Source organism: Streptomyces sp. NBC_00996 (genome assembly GCF_045162675.1).
GTDB lineage: Bacteria > Actinomycetota > Actinomycetes > Streptomycetales > Streptomycetaceae > Streptomyces.
This window is the reverse complement of sequence record NZ_CP108723.1, coordinates 1343738-1360497: the sequence shown is the minus strand read 5'-3', so window position 1 is coordinate 1360497 and position 16760 is coordinate 1343738. Positions and strand designations below refer to the sequence as shown.

Below are 16760 nucleotides of genomic sequence, written 5' to 3'. Positions count from 1 at the left end.
AACGGGGGGTGCCGAATGGACTTCCAAGTCCTCGGCCCGGTGGAAGCCCGCAAGGGTGGCGAAAGAATCGCACTGTCCGGATCCAAGGTGCACACGGTCCTCGCGAGCCTGTTGCTCGCTCGCGGGCGCGTCGTGTCCGACGAACGATTGAGCTCCATGCTGTGGGGGTGGGAGCCGCCCGCCACGGCCGGAGCGCAGATCTACACCTACATGTCACGCCTGCGCAAACTGCTGGGCGACGAAGTCGAGATCGACCGGCGCCCGCCGGGTTACGTCCTGCGGGCGCCGCACAGCACGGTCGACCTCCTGGAGTTCGAGCAGCTGGACCGCGAGGGGCGCACGGCGCTGGGCCGCGGGCGCCACCTGGAGGCCAGCAGCCTGCTCAGCCGGGCGCTCGGCCTGTGGCGGGGCGCCGCGCTCGGCAATGTGACGGAGTATCTGGCGGGCGCCGAGCTGGCCCGCCTCGAAGAGCTGCGGCTGCACGCCCTGGAAAGCCGGGTGGAGGCAGATCTCGAGCTGGGCCGGCACGAGCAGCTGACCGCCGAACTGACCGGTCTGGTAGCCGAGTTCCCGCTGCGCGAGAAGCTGCGCGCCCAGCTCATGACGGCCTTCTACCGCTGCGGCCAGCAGGCCGACGCGCTGCACACGTATCACGAGGGACGCAAAGTGCTCGACGAGCAGCTGGGCATCGAGCCCGGCGAAGCCCTCGGCGCCACCTACCAGGCCGTCCTCGTGGGTAGCCTCGGCGCCAAGAAGGGAGCCCCGGTCCGTACGGTGGTCTCCGCGTCGTACGGCGACGGCGATCCGCGCGACCCCTACGAGCCGCGTCCGGCGACGCTGCCTCCGGACATCGAGGACTTCATCGGGCGCGAGGAGGAACTGGCCGCGCTGTGCGGGCAGTTGGCCGAATCACGCAAGGGCGGTGGGCCGCGCGCCCTGCTGGTGACCGGTATGGCGGGAGTCGGCAAGACCGCCCTCGCGGTACGGGCCGCGCACCGCAGTGCCGCGCACTTCCCCGACGGCCAGCTCTTCGCCGAACTGGCCCACCCGGACGGCCGCCCCAAGAAGCTGGGCGAGGTCCTGACGGTACTGCTGCGCGCCCTGGGCGCACCGGTGGACGGCACGGGGCGCACCGCCGACCTCGACGAACTGATCCGCCGCTACCGCACCCGCACGGCGGGCAGGCGGCTGCTCGTGGTCCTCGACGGTGCCGTCGACAGCCGCGAGCTGGACCTGCTGCTGCCGGGATCCGCCGCTGCCGCCGTCCTCATCACCGGACGGGCGAGGCTGACCCGGGTGGCCCAGGCGCGGACCACCGTCCTCACCCCGTTCGAGCGGGAGAACTCGTACGAGTTGCTGGCGGCCGGAGTCGGGCGCCGGCGGCTGCTCGCCGAGCCCGACGCCACGAACGAGGTACTCGCCCACTGCGGAGGGCTGCCGCTCGCGGTGCGCATCGCGGGCAGCCGACTGGCCGCGCGCTCGCACTGGCCGGTCTCCTGGCTGGCGTCCCGGCTCGCCGACCCCGAGCACCGGTTGCGTGAGCTCTCCTACGGAGGGCTGGAGTTGCGTCGGGCGTTGCTCCCGTCGCTGCGGCAGCTGCCCAGACAGGCCGGGCGTACGCTCGTCCGCCTGGCGGGGATCGGCACGGAGCCGTTCCCCGCTCAGCGGGCTGCCCGGCATCTCGCCGAGCCCGAGTCCGCGGCGGAGGAGAGCCTGGAGCACCTGGTGGACGCGGCACTGCTCGACATCTGTGGCGTCGACCGCCTCGGCCGTCCGCTGTACCGCTTCCACGAACTGGTGCTTCTCTTCGCGGAATCCCTCGCGAGTGCACATCGCGAACGGGAGCGGTCCACCGCCGCGCACTGATGACAGCGTTGCCAACGGTTCGATATTCGACCTGAATCGGGCCGACGCAGGTCCGGCTCCGCAGCAGCGGAGCCGGACCGGTCAGCCGACGGCGGGTACCTCAGTGCCAGTCCTCTTCGTCGGGGCCGACGACCGTCGTGCCGGCCGGACCGGCTCCGGTGGAGGCGGTGGCCAGGGAACCTGCCGCGCCGAGCGCGCAGAGCGCGATGATCCAGACCATGACTATCTGCCTGGCCGTCGTGCTCCAGATGTTCTGCATTGCGACTCCCGAGTCTCTTGCCGTAGCGGGTGCGGGTGAGGGGGAAGCGCCCGGCGCCGTCCCCTTCGTTCGCAATCGAAACTAGAGACATGCGGCTTCGGGCCACTATCGATCCGCCTTCGTCCCGCACTCCGCCGTCGGCCGGACCTACCGCCGGTCCCCTCAGCGGCGTCGTCCCGAGGTCGCGGCCGCGGCCCGAGCCGTGCTCGCACGATCCGGTGACCCGCCCGCGGTGGACGTCTGCGCCGCCGGAAGCGCCGGAGCCCTGTCGGAGCCCAGCGCGTCGAGGGCACGGTCGACCCGCTCCAGCCAGTGCTTCACATCGATACGGGCGAAGCAGTCCCGGGCCTCGGTCAGATACCCCAGCGCGTGGGCACGGTGACCGCATTTCCCACAGGCCTCGCCCAGCACCAGCCTGATCTTCCCCTCCACCAGCGGATTGCTGACCTGGTTCGCCGCGTCGAGGGCCTGCGTCAACGTCACCCGGGCCTGCTCCGGGCGGCCCGCCCCGAGCCGTACCTCCCCGAGTGCCAGCAGCCCGTGCGCGAGACCCAGCATGTCGGCGTTGTCCTGCACGATCCGCACCATGCGCAGCAGGGCCTCCTCGGCCTGCGCGAAACGGCCCTGGGCCAACAGCACCCGGCCCAGCCGATGGGTGGCGAGCGCCACACTGCGCGAGCCGCCGTCACCGATGGCTTCGGCGACCCGGACGGACTCCCGGCCCAGCTCGGCCGCGCGGTCGACATCGCCGCGGTCGAGCTCGATCTGCGCCATGTTGTTCAGCACATGGGCCTCCGAGGAGAGGTCACCCACCTCGCGGAAGACCTCGAGTGCCTCGGTGCTGCGGCGCATCGCTCTCGTCAGCTCGCCGAGCATCTCGTCGATCATCGCCATACTGCGCAGCACCAACGCCCGCCCGTGCCGTTCCCCGGCCCGCGTGTGCAGCGCCAGCGCGGCGGCGAAGCACTCCTCGGCCTCCGGGAAGCGGCGCAGCCGCATCTCCAGCGCGCCCAGGATGTGCAGCATCGCGCCTTGCCCCCGGACGTTCCCGGCGGTCCGCGTCGCGGTGAGGGCGCGCTCCGCGCAGGCACGCCAGTCGTCGGTGTGGTCACGGGTCTCGAAGAGCACCACCGTGGACATGGTGAGATCCCAGGCCAGTTCGTCCAGGCCGAGCTCCGCCGCCTGCTCCACCACCGCGGACAGGGTGAGCCGCTCCGCCTCCAGCCACTTGAGCGGCCGGGCCGTGAGATCGGCGGCCACGTCGTCGGGCAGCGGGCGGCGCGCGGTGGTGCCGTGCAGGACGCTGAAGTCGCCTCCGTAGAAACGCCGGTGGGCCAGTTCCGCCAGGGACAGCGCGCTGCGGAAGACCCGCTCGCGGGCGGTCCGCCGCTCCTGTTCGGGCTCCTCGTCGTGAGCGCGCTCGTGGGCGTACAGCCGCAACAGGTTCTGGAAGCGGTAGCGCGGCCGGCCCATCGCGTCGGCGCCGGTCACGTCCAGGAACTGGGCGTCGACCAGCTGTTCCAGGAGCCGCTCCGCCGTCGCGGGATCCGCGTCGACGAGCGCGGCGCCCAGCCACGGCGCGAAGTCCGGTACCTCCAGGAGTCCGAGGAGCCGGTAGAGCCGGGCCGCCTCGGCGCTCAGGCACCGATAGCTCAGCGCGAAGCCCGCCCTGACCTGTGACTCGCCCTCGCTCAGCTCGTCCAGCCGACGGCGCTCGTCGCTGAGCAGGGAGACGAGCCGCGCCACCGTCCAGTGCGGCTTGGCGGCGAGCCGCGCTCCGGCGATCCTGAGGGCCAGCGGCAGCCGGTCGCACAGCTCCGCGACCCGTGCGACGGACGAGGGATCGTCGGCGACGCGCTGCTCACCGACGATGCGGCCGAGCAGCTCCACCGCCTCGGGCCCGGTCAGCCGGCCCAGCTGCACCCGGCACTGCGGCGGCCAGGCGACCAGCTCGGTGAGCTGCTCCCGGCTGGTGATCAGCACACCGCAGCCCGGGCTGCTCGGCAGCAGCGGCACGATGTGCGGGTACGAATGCACGTTGTCGAGCACCACGAGCACCCGTCGCTCGGCGAGGATGCTGCGATACAGCGAGGCCCGCTCCTCGAGACCGACCGGGATCCGGTCACCCGGTACGCCGAGCGAGCGCAGGAACCGGCCGAGGACTTCACCGACCGGGGCCGGTTCGTGATTCTCGTCGTAACCACGAAGGTCGGCGAAGAGGTGTCCGTCGGGGAAGTGCTCGGCGACTCGGTGCGCCCAGTGCACGGCCAGGCAGGTCTTGCCGAGTCCGCCGACTCCGGTGATGAGCCCGGCCGTCGGCCCGCGCACCTCGTCGGAGCGCTCCAACAGGGCGTCCAGCAGTGCCATTTCCCGTACGCGTCCGGTGAACCCCGGTACATCCGGCGGCAGTTCGAACGGCTTGCCCATCGGATCCCGCGGCTGTTCGTGCTCCGCGGCGGACGGCCCCCGCTCGCCCGCTGCCAAAGACACGTCGTCGTGCAGGATCGCGTCGTGCAATTCGCGTAGAGCGGGGCCCGGTTCGAGGCCGAGCTCATTGATGAACAGGCGGCGCCCGAGGCGGAACGTTTCCATGGCCTCGGCACGGCGGCCGGAACGGTACTGCGCGGTGATCAGATGGTACCGGGTGCGCTCACGCATGGGGTGCGCGCGCACCGTGGCGTCGAGTTCCGGAATGATTCTCTGGTGATGGCCGAGTTCCAGCTCGACGGCGATCGCGTCGTCATACGTGTTGAGACGTAACTCCTCCAGACGCCGCGCCTCGTCCTCGACCGCCGCCCCGGTCACCCCCGCCAGCGCGGGGCCGTGCCACAGCCGCAGCGCTTCGGAGTAGTGCCGGGCGGCATCGGGCAGCCGCTTCTCCTGCACGGCGCGCTCGGCGTTGGAGACGAGCGCCGAGAATTCGAGGCTGTCCAGCAGATGTCCGCCGGCGCGCAGCAGATATCCCGGATGGGCGGTGACGATGACTTCCTCGGCGATTCCAGCTTTCCTGAATGATTTGCGCAAGGCGGCTATGCAAATCGATACCTGCGTACGTGCCGTGGCGGGCGGTTGGTCTCCCCAGACCGCGTCGACCAGCTTGTCGACCGATACGGTCCTCTCCGGATTCAGCAACAAGAGTGCCAAAATGGTCCGGTGGCGCGGCCCGCCCACCTTCACCTGTCCATCGTCCGCGAGCACGCTCAGCGGACCAAGAATCTTGAAGCGCAACGGCTTCTCCACTTGCCCTCCCCTGCTCCGAAGTCCCTGCCGGAGCTCGCGGGTGCCCCGTGACGGGCCATGGTTGATCCATTCTATGCACCACTGGATGTGGAATTGTTAATTCCAGCGGAAGGGCTGGATCTGGTTGTTTCAGAATACGCGTCAGTAAGGTTGATGTTGAGTTAAGGATTTTGTTTGCGGATCAATAATCCCGGCGAATGCCGATTCCTGAACAAGGCTCAGCTTTTCCTGAACAGAGTTCAATACTTTTGGCGGCGTCCTCAGGGGCGGTAGCGCAGGGGATGTTCCCGGGGGATCTCCACGATCACGATCTCGGTCCCGTCCGGGTCCGCGATCCACATCTCGATCAGCCCCCACGGCTCCTGCACCGGCGGCCGCAGTACCTCGACGCCGGCGGCCGTCAGCTCCTCGTGCGCCGCCGTCACGTCCGCGACCTGGAGCCACAGCTTGAGCGCGGGGGAGGGCTGCGCCTCGGAGCGGCCCGCGACCTCCAGGAAGCCGCCGCCGAGGAAGTAGACGGTCCCGCGCTCCGGGCCCGTGCCGAACTCGCGGTAGACGGCGAGGCCCAGCTGCTCGCCGTAGAAGGTCCGGGACCGCTCCGGGTCGGTGGGGCGCAGGAGGGTCCGGCTGCTCAGTACATGCACCATGCAGCCGGAGCCTAGGGGAGGGTTACGCTCTTCGGTGCCCGAGCCGCGCCACCGAACGGAGAAACGCTCCATGGACACCGCCGCTTCCACCGGACTGGCCTTCCGTGACGCCACCGACGCCGATGTGGACGCTCTGGTCGCGTTGATCGAGTCGGCGTACCGCGGAGACCCCAGCCGGACCGGCTGGACCACGGAGGCGGACATCCTCCAAGGGCAGCGGACCGACCCCGAAGGCGTACTGGCCGTCATCAAGTCGCCGGACAGCCGGCTGCTGACGGTGGAACGGGACGGCGCGGTCGTCGCGTGCTGCCAGCTCGAGCACCGCGGCGACCACGCCTACTTCGGCATGTTCGCGGTCAGCCCGGCGCTGCAGGGTGAGGGTCTCGGCAAGGCGATCATCGCGGAGGCGGAGCGGCACGCGCGGGAGATCTGGGGTGTCGTGGAGATGCACATGACCGTGATCTCCGTACGCGAGGACCTCATCGCCTGGTACGAGCGGCGCGGCTACCGCCGTACGGGAAAGATGACGCCCTTCCCGTACGGCGACGAGCGCTTCGGCATTCCGCAGCGCGACGACCTGCAGTTCGAGCTGCTGGTCAAGCCGCTGGCGTGACGTTCACGCGGTGAAGCGGCCGGTGCGCTTGATCTCGGGATAGTCGGTGGTCGCGCCGTCCAGCTCCAGGGCGCGCACCAGCCGCAGCTGGTCCTGGGTGTTCACCACCCAGCCGATGATCCGCAGGTCGGCCTTGCGGGCGGCCTCGACGACCTCCAGGGTCAGCCGGCGGATGTTGAGGCAGACGGTCTCGGCGCCGGCCTCCGTGGCGCGCTCCACGACATCGATGCCATAGCGGCTCGCGATGAGCGCGGTGCGGACGCCCGGCACGAGGCGGGCGATCTCCGCGATCGCCTCGTCGTGGAACGACGACACCTCGACCCGCCCGACCAGGTCCCGCCGGTGCATGACCTCGGCCAGCGCCCTGGCCGCCGCAAGGTCCTTGATCTCGGCCTGCAGCGGCGTCCTGACGGCGTCCAGGACCTCCTCGAAGACGGGCACGAGCTCACCGTGTCCCGCGTCCAGCGCACGCAGCTCGGCGAGCGTCTTCTCGGCGATCGGCCCCGAGCCGTCGGTCGTACGGTCCACTTCGGCGTCGTGCATGACGACGAGAGCGCCGTCCTTGCTCAGATGCAGATCGAGTTCGATCAGGTCGAGGCCCGCATGCTGGGCGGCGATGAAGGAACGGAGGGTGTTTTCGGGTTCGACACCCATCACTCCGCGATGACCGATGGTGAGGAAGTTCAAGATTCGACTCGCTTCCGTCGACGGCGGCTCGGCTCGCGCGTGGGACCGACGGCGGCGCCCACGCGGCAAGGCCGCAGCCTAATGGCCCCGCTGTGCGATGTACCCGTTCGTACGCGGGGCAATGGCGGTGCCTGGCAGGGAAGATCCACGTCGGGCTGCCGGGACGGGTCACTCCGGGGTGGGCGAGTCCCGTGGCGGTTGACCGGCGGTCGCCGCCCTTGCCACTTGCGGGACTGACGGTTAGTCATGTCTCTGCCCCGTCAAGTGAGTTCGTCCGACCACTGTGGAGAGGTGCCGCGATGCCCAGCGAACCCGCGCCCGACGTCCTCGCCCTCATCGACGCCATCCGGGTCCACTTCCCGGATCTAGGGGGCACCGTCACCGACGCGGCCGAGGCCCGCCGCATCCTCGCCGCAGCGCCCGCGTGGCCCTTCGAACCGCCGACCGTGGGCTCGGTCGAGAACCGGGAGATACCGGGGCCGAAGGGGGCGCCTGAGATCCCCGTGCGGATCTATCGGCCGCAGCCGCAGCCGCAGGCGATGCACGAGGCGAATCCGCAGTTGACGTCGGAGCCGCAGCCGACGCCGGAGCGGGATTTGGATCCGGACCGGCTACCCGCGCTGCGCCCCACGGTCGTCTTCTTTCACGGCGGCGGATGGGTCATCGGCGGCCTGGACACCCACGACCCCATCGCGCGCGCCCTGTGTCGGGACGCCGGTGCGGTCGTCGTCTCGGTCGACTACCGGCTCGCGCCACAGGCGCGCTTCCCCGCGGCCGTCGACGACGCGTATGCCGCGCTGTGCTGGGCCGCAGAGCACATCGGGGAACTGGGCGGGGCTCCGGGCGCGTTGGCGGTCGCGGGCGACAGTGCGGGCGGGAACCTGGCGGCCGTCGCCGCACTGATCGCCCGCGACCGGGGCGGACCGGAACTCGCCCTCCAGGTGCTCATCTATCCCGCGACCGATGTACGGCCACGGGACGACACCTCCCGGTGGGACGGTGCGGGGTACTTCCTCACCCCGGCCCACGGCCGCTGGTTCGTCGAGCAGTACTTCGGGCCCGACGGCGACCGGTCGCACCCGCACGCCTCCCCTCTGCTGGCCGATCCGCACGGCCTGCCGCCGGCCCATATCGTCACCGCGGGCTTCGATCTCCTCTGCGCCGAAGGCCATGCGTACGCGGCGAAACTGTGCAAGTCAGGTATATCGGTCACCGAAGATCATTATCCGGGTATGTTCCACGGATTCTTCGGCTTCCCTGAACTTCTCGCGGATGCCCGCGCCGCCCAGCGACGCGTAGCGGAAGTAATCGCCTTCACGGTGTCCGACAGGAAAAAGAGCGGTGAAGGCGGGGGTTGCGCAGGATAATCTGCAGAGTCTCCTCTTGCGAGAAGGAACCTCAGTTACATACGGTGTCCATACGCGAGGTTCTCCTGTGGAGGATGGGACATGACGGAAATTCTTGTGCAGGTTGGCACGGAGGAGCGGGTTCCTCCCGTGGCCGGGGTGGTGGAGCACCCGGCATGGCCCGTGCTCAAGGATGCCGTGGAGGAGATCCGGCCCTGGCAGTCCAAGGACGGCTCCATCGACTTCGAGGCCGAGGGTGCGCCTGACGCGTCCGACGTCGAGCTGGCCGTACGCCGTGCCATAGACGCCATCGAGCAGCTGGCCGCGCTGCTGCCGCACGACGCGGCCTACCACGAGGCGCTCGTGAAGGATCTGCGGCGCTGGGCCGACGGCGGCTTCCAGGTACCCGACTTCCTCGACTCGCTGCTGGCCTTCCAGCCCGCCGCGCATCGCGAGGACGGTCTCCAGCACCTGGTCGTCTTCCCGATGTACACACAGAACGGCAACCCGAACCGCAACTTCGAAGCGGTCGTCCTGCGCATGGTGTGGCCGGACTGGCTGGCCGAACTGGAGCGCACGCGCTACGACAATCCGCTCTTCTGCGGCATCAGTTTCGAGGACTTCACCGCCGGCTACGACACGAATTCGGCCGTTCTCTTCCCCGAGACCATCGCCGTGCGCGAGGCGCCCGAGCGCTTCTCCTGGGGCGGCATCTTCTGCGACCGCGAGGCCGCCCGGTTCCGCGCCGTCACCGACGCGGCCGTGGGCATCCTGGGTCTGGAGCTGCCCGAGGACATCGCCGCCATGATCCACGACCAGGAGCGCTGCGAGCAGGCCTTCGTGCTGTGGGACATGGTCCACGACCGCACCCACAGCCACGGCGACCTGCCGTTCGACCCGTTCATGATCAAGCAGCGCCAGCCCTTCTGGATGTACGGCCTGGAGGAGCTGCGCTGCGACCTCACCGCCTTCAAGGAGGCCGTGAAGCTGGAGGCCGACGGCTTCCAGCAGGGCCGTGACGTGCAGTACGCGGTGCTCTTCGACCGGATGTTCCGCTTTCCCGTCACCGGCGAGCGCGTCCGCAACTACGACGGCCTCGGCGGTCAGCTGCTCTTCGCATACCTGCACAAGCACGATGTCGTCCGTTGGACCGACAACAAACTGCACATCGACTGGCAGCGCGCCCCGCAGGTCACCAACCAGCTCTGCGCCGAGATCGAGGACCTCTACCGGGCCGGCATCGACCGCCCCAAGCTCGTCCACTGGTTCAAGGCGTACGAGCTGGTCTCCACCTACCTCGCCCCGCACCCCGGCTCCCGCTGGGCCAAGGGTTCGGACGCCCTCGATCTGACCCAACCGCCGCGAAAGCTCGTGGACGACGTGCTTCCGGACGAGTTTCCGCTGAGCATGTTCTATGAGGCGCTCTCCAAGAGGCTGAAGAACGTGATCGCCTCCACCAAGGGCATCACCGCGGCGAGCGCCGAGCGGGCCGCCGCGTGAGCGCCCGCGTCCAGGACGCTCAGGAGGCGAAGAAGATGGCGAACGGAGCTCTCAGCGGTGCGGTGATCGCGGTGGCCGGCGCGGGTGGACCCGCCGGGCGTGCGACGCTGGCCCGGCTTGCCGACGCGGGTGCGATCGTCGTCGGCTCGGACAACGACCCCGAGCGGCTCGCGGAGGCCGTGGACGCGGCCCGCTACGGGCACGGCGGCGCCACCGTCGTCGGGGACACGGTCGACCTGCTCGACCTGGACTCGACCCGCGACTGGGCCACCCGCATCGAGAAGGACTTCGGCCGGGTCGACGGCCTGGTCCACCTCGTCGGTGGCTGGCGCGGCAGCGAGACGTTCACCAAGACCAGCCTCGACGACTGGGACTTCCTGGAGCTGCTGCTCATTCGCACGGTGCAGCACACCTCCCTCGCGTTCCACGAGGCGCTGCAGCGCAGCGACCGCGGCCGGTACCTCCTGATCAGCGCGGCGGGCGCGAGCAAGCCCACCGCAGGCAACGCCGCCTATGCCGCCGCCAAGGCCGCCGCCGAAGCGTGGACGCTGGCCATGGCCGACTTCTTCCACAAGGCCGGGGGTGCCGGGGGGCCGACATCGGCGGCTGCGATCCTGGTGGTCAAGGCACTGGTGCACGACGCGATGCGCGCCGAGCGCCCGAACGCGAAGTTCGCGGGCTTCACGGACGTCAAGGATCTGGCCGAGGCCATCGCCGGCGTCTGGGAGAAGTCCGCCGCAGAAGTGAACGGAAACCGTCTGTGGCTCACCGAGACGCCGTGAACCCTCCCAAGACCGACGCCCGACGTCACCACGACCCGGCCGTCCGCGGTTTCGCCAGCGACAATTACGCGGGGGCCCACCCGGAGGTGCTGGCGGCCCTCGCGCTGGCCAACGGCGGCCATCAGGTCGCGTACGGCGAGGACGACTACACGGAGAACCTGCAGGGGATCATCCGCAGTCACTTCGGTGCCACCGCGGAGGCCTTCCCGGTCTTCAACGGCACCGGCGCGAACGTGGTCGCGCTCCAGGCGGTCACCGACCGCTGGGGCGCGGTGATCTGTGCCGAGAGCGCGCACATCAACGTCGACGAGGGCGGCGCCCCCGAGCGCATGGGCGGCCTCAAGCTGCTCACGGTGCCCACGCCAGACGGAAAGCTCACCCCCGAGCTGATCGACCGGCAGGCGTACGGCTGGGACGACGAGCACCGGGCGATGCCGCAGGTCGTCTCGATCACCCAGAGCACCGAGCTGGGCACCCTCTACACGCCCGACGAGATCCGCGCGATCTGCGACCATGCCCACGCGCACGGCATGAAGGTGCACCTGGACGGGTCCCGGATATCCAACGCGGCCGCCTCTTTTGACGTCCCGATGCGGACGTTCACCAACGCGCTCGGCGTCGACATCCTGTCGCTGGGCGGGACGAAGAACGGCGCGCTGTTCGGCGAGGCCGTCGTCGTGCTCAACCAGGACGCCGTCAGCCATATGAAGCATCTGCGCAAGCTGTCGATGCAGCTCGCCTCCAAGATGCGCTTCGTCTCCGTACAGCTGGAGGCGCTGCTCTCCAAGGACCTGTGGCTGCGCAACGCCCGGCACTCGAACGAGATGGCCCAGCGGCTGGCCGAGGGCGTGCGCGCGGTGCACGGGGTGGAGATCCTCTACCCGGTCCAGGCCAACGCGGTCTTCGCGCGGCTGCCGCACGACGTGAGTGAGCGCCTGCAGAAGCGCTACCGCTTCTACTTCTGGGACGAGTCCGCGGGCGACGTCCGCTGGATGTGCTCCTTCGACACGACCGAGGACGATGTCGACGGGTTCGTGGCGGCTCTCAAGGAGGAGATGGCCCACCACTAGCCTGGGCAGTGATGCATAGATATACGGTCGGCCGAAAAGTCATTGACTCTCGATCGGCCGTATTTCTATGCTCTGCGGGCATGGAGCTCATCCAGGAAACCTCTGACCTTTCCGCCTACTTGGTCGCCGACGAGGTCATTGACCATGACCATCCGGTCGTCCGTGAGGTGGCCGCACTCCTCGCCAAGGGTGCCGCCGACTCGTATGTCTATGCGCAGGCCGCGTACGAGTTCGTGCGCGACACCATTCCGCACTCACAGGACGCCGGTGACCTGCGCGTCACCTGGCGCGCCTCCGATGTCCTGGAGCGGCGCACCGGCATCTGTCACGCCAAGGCGCACGCGCTGGCCGCGCTGCTGCGTGCGGAGGACATCCCGACCGCCCTGTGCTACCAGTCGCTGCTGCACGACGACGGCAGCGGGCACGCCGTGCACGGCCTGGTGGCTGTCCGGTTCAACGGCGCCTGGCATCGGCAGGACTGCCGGGGGAACAAGCCCGGCGTCGACGCGCAGTTCTCGCTCGACGGTGAGCGGCTGGCCTGGATTCCCGACCGGGAGTCCAGTGAGGTGGACTACCCGGTACTGTACGCTGAACCTCATCCGGCCGTTCTGCGCGCCCTCAAGGAGGCCCCGGACCGGCCTTCCCTAGGGCGGACGCTTCCCACCGCACTCTGAGCCAAGGCAGACAAGGCAGACGATGAATCTCACGCTCACCGTGTCCGACGAGGTGCGCGCCCTCGCGCCCGGCTTCACCCACGTCGCCATCGAGGCGTACGGACTGGTCAACGGGCCCAGCACCGAGGGGACTTCGGCGCTGCTCGACGACGCGGCGCGACGACTGGCCTCACGCCTGGAGGGTCGAGCTCCGCACGAGGACCCGCACATGGCGGCCTGGCGGGAGGTGTACACGGCGTTCGGCTCCAAGCCGTCGCGTACCCGCAACTCGGCGGAGGCGCTGGCCAAGCGCGCCCTCTCGGACGCCGGACTGCCTCGGATCAATGTCCTCGTGGACCTCTACAACGCGATCAGCGTCGCCCACCTGATCCCGGTCGGCGGTGAGGACACCGGCCACATCCAGGGCACGATGCGGCTCGTGCGTGCCACCGGCGACGAGGACTTCGTGACTGTCGCGGGCGGCGAGGAGGTCGTCGAGCACCCCGACGCGGGCGAGGTGGTGTGGCGCGACGACGCGGGCGTGACCTGCCGACGCTGGAACTGGCGCCAGGGGCCGCGCACCCGGCTCACGGAAGAGTCCGTCTCGGCGATCTTCCTCCTGGAGAGCCTGGCGCCGATGCCGGTGGCCGACGTCGAGGCCGCCGGCGCCGAACTCGCCGAGCTGCTGGAGAAGTTCAGCCCCGGGACGCAGATCACCGTGCACGCTCCCGCGTGGGCAGCCCGGGGATGACTCGAGGACCCACACACAGGAAGCTTCGTCGAACGCTGTCGAGAACGACCTAGGGCTGTCGCAGGAAGTTCACCTCGCGCCGGGCCCAGGCGCGCAGGAGGTCGCCGCAACCGTCCGGTACGGGGAGATCCCGCAGGCCCCCGTCGCCGCTGCCGGTGCGCCGGACTTCCACGTACGGGACACGGGCCCAGCACACCGCGGGCGCAGGACACATACGCCTCGCACAGCCCCACGATCGCTGATGCCGGCGCGACCGTGAGCCGGGCGGCGAGCAACTCGTGCATCACGCCCTGGCTGTCGTCGCAGCGCAGGAACTCCTCGACCGGCTGCGCGGGCAGCCCCGCCGGCAGCGCGGGGCCGCGGCCCCGCGTCGGCAAAAGCTGATAAGTGTCGAACCAGCGGACCAGGGACTGCCCCCGGTCGCCCGCACTCGCCGACGCGCGCCGCAGCCACCGGGCCGTTGCGGGGACGGCTTCCACGATCACGCCGGCCGCGACTTCTGCCGGCACGGAACTCGGGCCCCCTTCCCCGGACTTCCGCTCAATACGGGGAAGGTATCCATCGCCTGACGGAGCGTCCAGACGGCGTGGCACGCGCCCACAGGGCGCGCGAACGAGTCCACGCCCCGGAGCCGGCTCAGTGGCCTCCTGCCGCCCGGGAGCGACGATTCAGTGCGCGTCGCGCGCCATAGTCACCATGCCGCGCACTCGGCTGCCCAGGAGTGACGATTCAGCGCGCCCCGGCCACGCCGGAGGTGACGATTCAGCGGGCCTCGGCCGCCTTCACCTCTTCGGGAGTCGGCGCCGTGCCGCCGAGGTGGGCGGGCATCCACCAGGTGTCGTCCGGACCCTTGGGCCGTACCGGATAGGCGCGCTGAGCGGCCTCCAGGAGCTCCTGGACGCGCGCGCGCAGACGCCGCGTAATGGCGCCCGCGTACTGGTCCTGCGGCGCTTCCACCGGCTCGCCGACCCGGATGGTGATCGGGGTGTGGCTGCGCTTGAAGTTGCGCGGGTGACCCTTGGTCCACAGTCGCTGGGTGCCCCACAAGGCCATCGGGATCAGCGGGACGCCGGCCTCCTGGGCCATGCGCGCGGCACCCGACTTGAAGCTCTTCAAGGTGAAGGACTGCGAGATGGTCGCCTCGGGGAAGACGCCGACGATCTCGCCGGAGCGCAGCGAATCCAGCGCGTGCTGGTACGCCGTCTCACCCTGCTTGCGGTCCACCGGGATGTGCTTCATGCCTCGCATCAGCGGACCGGAGATCTTGTGCCGGAACACCGACTCCTTCGCCATGAAGCGCACCAGACGCTTCTGCGGCAGCGCGGCCAGACCGTCGAAGATGAAGTCCAGATAGCTGATGTGATTGCTCACCAGCACGGCGCCGCCCGAGCGCGGAATGTTCTCCGATCCCTGGCAGTCGATCTTGAGGTCCCAGGCCTTGAACAACGTTTGGGCGAGACCGACGACGGGACGGTAGACAAGCTCTGCCATGGACGGGGTGGACCCTTCTCTCTGCCTGGGAAGGGGTCTCCCGGCGGGAAAGTTACGCAGCCGTAGGTTTACGGCATTGCGCAGATCGTGCCCGAAGAACGGACGAGGGGCCAGTCCTGGTGCCGCACAACGGCGAGATCCTCGTCACGTCCTTCACTTGATCCACCTCGGACTTTTAACCCACCTTTACTCCGTACGTACCGTCAGGCGGCGTACGACCAGGTACAACTCGCATCCCAAGCAATACCCGAACGCCGCATTGAGGAAGGCCGCGGCGAGCGTGCAACCGGTCGCCGCGAGCGCCAGCCACTGCGGTCCCGCCGTGTAGCCGATGAGTCCCACCACCGCGAAGACGAGTCCGACCGCCTGCGCGAACTGCGGCGGTTCGGGCGCCTCGAACTCGGTCGGCGCCCCAAGGCGAGGGCGTACGACCTTGCGGAACAGCCAGCCGTACGGAGAGCGCGCCACCCCGCCCGCCGCGCCCAGCGCGAACGCCAGCACCTGCCAGGCCAGCAGCCAGGCGCTGCCGGTGCTCAGCACGACCGCCAGTACGACGGCCGTCACGGCCGCGCCGAATCGCGGGCCCCTCACATCGATGTCCATGAATCAAGCATTCCGCACGGGGTGGGATCCGTGGAGTCGGGAATCTTTGCGGTCTCGTGAATGCTTGTGCAGACGATGACCGGACTTGTGGTGTGTGTGGTGGTACTCGCCTTGGCGAGCGCGTACGGAGTGCTGCATCAGCGGCGGAGCGGGAGGGTGAGAGTGCGCGGGCGCGACGGCGGAAAGCGGCTCGGCGCGGCGGAGTTGGGGGAGGGGCTCGGCGAACGGGCCACGCTCGTCCAGTTCTCCAGTGCCTTCTGTGCCCCGTGCCGGGCGACCCGCAGGGTCCTCGGCGAGGTGGCCGAGATGGTCCCGGGCGTGACTCACATCGAGATCGACGCCGAGGACCGCCTGGAACTCGTCCGCGCGCTCGACATCTTGAAGACCCCGACCGTGCTGGTGCTCGACGCGGAGGGCCGGGTCGTACGGCGCGCCACCGGTCAGCCGCGCAAGGCGGATGTGATCGCCGCGTTGGGGGAGGCCGTATGAGTCCGTGGCGATCTTGGTGACGGATCTCCCAGATCCCGGGACGCACTTGACTGCGCGCACCACCTATCGTCAGCCTGACCGTATGCCCCCGGAACTCCTTCTCTTCGAGCGTGTCCACGTGGACCTGGCCCGCACCGCGAGTGCGCGGTGTCCGGGCTGTTGAGCAGCCGCGGATCCGCTCGTCATTCCACCCAGAAGGACAACTCCATGACGGCCTCGCCCGACCTCGGCACTTCCCGGCTCGCCTCTCCGGACCTGCTGCGCTCCGTCTTCCGGCGGCACGCAGCCGGTGTCGCCGTGATCACGGCTCCCGGCGGCGGGGGCCCCGTCGGCTTCACCGCCACCTCGCTCACCTCGGTCTCCGCCGAGCCCCCCGTCATCTCCTTCGGCATCGGTGTCGGGGCCTCCAGCTGGCCGGCGATCTCCGAGTCCGACCATGTCGGCGTCCACGTACTCGGCGAACACCAGCAGGAGCTGGCTGCCACTTTCGCCAGGAGCGGGGCCGACCGCTTCGGCGCGCCCACCCGATGGCGTAAGGGGCCCGAGGGAGTTCCCGTCCTCGACGACGTGCTCGCCTGGCTCGTCTGCAGGGTCGTCGCGCGCGTGCCCGCGGGCGATCACCGCATCGTGCTGGCCGAGGTCGTCCTGGGCGACCCCTCGGGCGCGGGCCGACCGCTTCTGTACCACCAGGGGCGCTTCAACGGCCTGCGTGACTGAAGCTACTGGGCAGTGCTACCCACCGGTTCTACTCGTCAGTTACGCA

The 16760-nt window shown here is 69.6% G+C and carries 16 protein-coding genes; 10 read left to right on the top strand and 6 right to left on the bottom strand.

Annotated features, from left to right (window positions below; translation table 11 throughout):
* Positions 1-15 precede the first annotated feature (15 nt).
* Positions 16-1866 (top strand): BTAD domain-containing putative transcriptional regulator, encoded by a 1851-nt coding sequence (locus tag OG390_RS06695; RefSeq protein ID WP_406165809.1) that lies wholly within the window; start codon positions 16-18, stop codon positions 1864-1866.
* A 100-nt stretch (positions 1867-1966) separates the two neighbouring features.
* Here OG390_RS06695 and OG390_RS06690 read toward each other — a convergent pair whose 3' ends face one another.
* The 3 genes from OG390_RS06690 to OG390_RS06680 all read right to left on the bottom strand — a co-directional run bounded on the left by OG390_RS06690 (position 1967) and on the right by OG390_RS06680 (position 6012).
* Entirely contained in the window at positions 1967-2125 is a 159-nt protein-coding gene (locus tag OG390_RS06690) for a hypothetical protein (protein WP_406165807.1), read from the bottom strand.
* Positions 2126-2287: 162 nt separating this feature from the next.
* On the bottom strand, positions 2288-5296 hold the full coding sequence (locus OG390_RS06685; protein ID WP_406177535.1) for a BTAD domain-containing putative transcriptional regulator: 3009 nt from the start codon (positions 5294-5296) through the stop codon (positions 2288-2290).
* Between the two features lie 329 nt (positions 5297-5625).
* Positions 5626-6012: a VOC family protein gene (locus OG390_RS06680; protein ID WP_406165805.1), complete on the bottom strand. Its 387-nt coding sequence runs from the start codon at positions 6010-6012 to the stop codon at positions 5626-5628.
* Positions 6013-6082: 70 nt separating this feature from the next.
* Here OG390_RS06680 and OG390_RS06675 point away from each other — a divergent pair, with 70 nt between their 5' ends.
* Positions 6083-6625 carry a GNAT family N-acetyltransferase gene (locus tag OG390_RS06675; protein WP_406165803.1) on the top strand — a complete coding sequence of 181 codons (543 nt, stop codon included), beginning with the start codon at positions 6083-6085 and terminating at the stop codon, positions 6623-6625.
* A gap of 3 nt (positions 6626-6628) precedes the next feature.
* On the opposite strand, the gene OG390_RS06670 is transcribed toward OG390_RS06675, so the two are convergent.
* Positions 6629-7312, bottom strand: a complete 684-nt coding sequence (locus OG390_RS06670) for a glycerophosphodiester phosphodiesterase (protein ID WP_406165801.1) — start codon at positions 7310-7312, stop codon at positions 6629-6631.
* Between the two features lie 299 nt (positions 7313-7611).
* Here OG390_RS06670 and OG390_RS06665 point away from each other — a divergent pair, with 299 nt between their 5' ends.
* From OG390_RS06665 to OG390_RS06640, 6 genes are all read left to right on the top strand, one after another.
* On the top strand, positions 7612-8679 hold the full coding sequence (locus OG390_RS06665; RefSeq protein WP_406165799.1) for an alpha/beta hydrolase: 1068 nt from the start codon (positions 7612-7614) through the stop codon (positions 8677-8679).
* An 81-nt stretch (positions 8680-8760) separates the two neighbouring features.
* Positions 8761-10158 (top strand): DUF6421 family protein, encoded by a 1398-nt coding sequence (locus OG390_RS06660; protein WP_406165797.1) that lies wholly within the window; start codon positions 8761-8763, stop codon positions 10156-10158.
* A 35-nt stretch (positions 10159-10193) separates the two neighbouring features.
* A complete protein-coding gene (locus tag OG390_RS06655; protein WP_406165795.1) occupies positions 10194-10940 on the top strand; it encodes an SDR family NAD(P)-dependent oxidoreductase in 747 nt (248 codons plus the stop codon).
* Positions 10937-12010 carry a threonine aldolase family protein gene (locus tag OG390_RS06650; protein WP_406165793.1) on the top strand — a complete coding sequence of 358 codons (1074 nt, stop codon included), beginning with the start codon at positions 10937-10939 and terminating at the stop codon, positions 12008-12010. Before OG390_RS06655 ends, OG390_RS06650 begins: the two co-directional genes overlap by 4 nt.
* An 80-nt stretch (positions 12011-12090) precedes the next feature.
* Positions 12091-12684, top strand: coding sequence for a transglutaminase domain-containing protein (locus OG390_RS06645; RefSeq protein WP_406165791.1), 594 nt, complete (start codon positions 12091-12093; stop codon positions 12682-12684).
* A 22-nt stretch (positions 12685-12706) separates the two neighbouring features.
* Positions 12707-13414, top strand: coding sequence for a B3/4 domain-containing protein (locus OG390_RS06640; RefSeq protein WP_406165789.1), 708 nt, complete (start codon positions 12707-12709; stop codon positions 13412-13414).
* A 762-nt stretch (positions 13415-14176) separates the two neighbouring features.
* On the opposite strand, the gene OG390_RS06635 is transcribed toward OG390_RS06640, so the two are convergent.
* Complete coding sequence (locus tag OG390_RS06635; RefSeq protein ID WP_406165788.1) at positions 14177-14905, bottom strand: lysophospholipid acyltransferase family protein; 729 nt, start codon at positions 14903-14905, stop codon at positions 14177-14179.
* Positions 14906-15091: 186 nt separating this feature from the next.
* A complete protein-coding gene (locus OG390_RS06630) occupies positions 15092-15508 on the bottom strand; it encodes a DUF4395 domain-containing protein (protein ID WP_406165787.1) in 417 nt (138 codons plus the stop codon).
* 75 nt (positions 15509-15583) lie between these two features.
* Between OG390_RS06630 and OG390_RS06625 the strand changes: the two genes are divergently transcribed.
* On the top strand, positions 15584-15997 hold the full coding sequence (locus OG390_RS06625; RefSeq protein WP_399088382.1) for a TlpA family protein disulfide reductase: 414 nt from the start codon (positions 15584-15586) through the stop codon (positions 15995-15997).
* A gap of 207 nt (positions 15998-16204) precedes the next feature.
* Positions 16205-16714, top strand: a complete 510-nt coding sequence (locus OG390_RS06620; RefSeq protein WP_406165785.1) for a flavin reductase family protein — start codon at positions 16205-16207, stop codon at positions 16712-16714.
* Positions 16715-16760 lie beyond the last annotated feature (46 nt).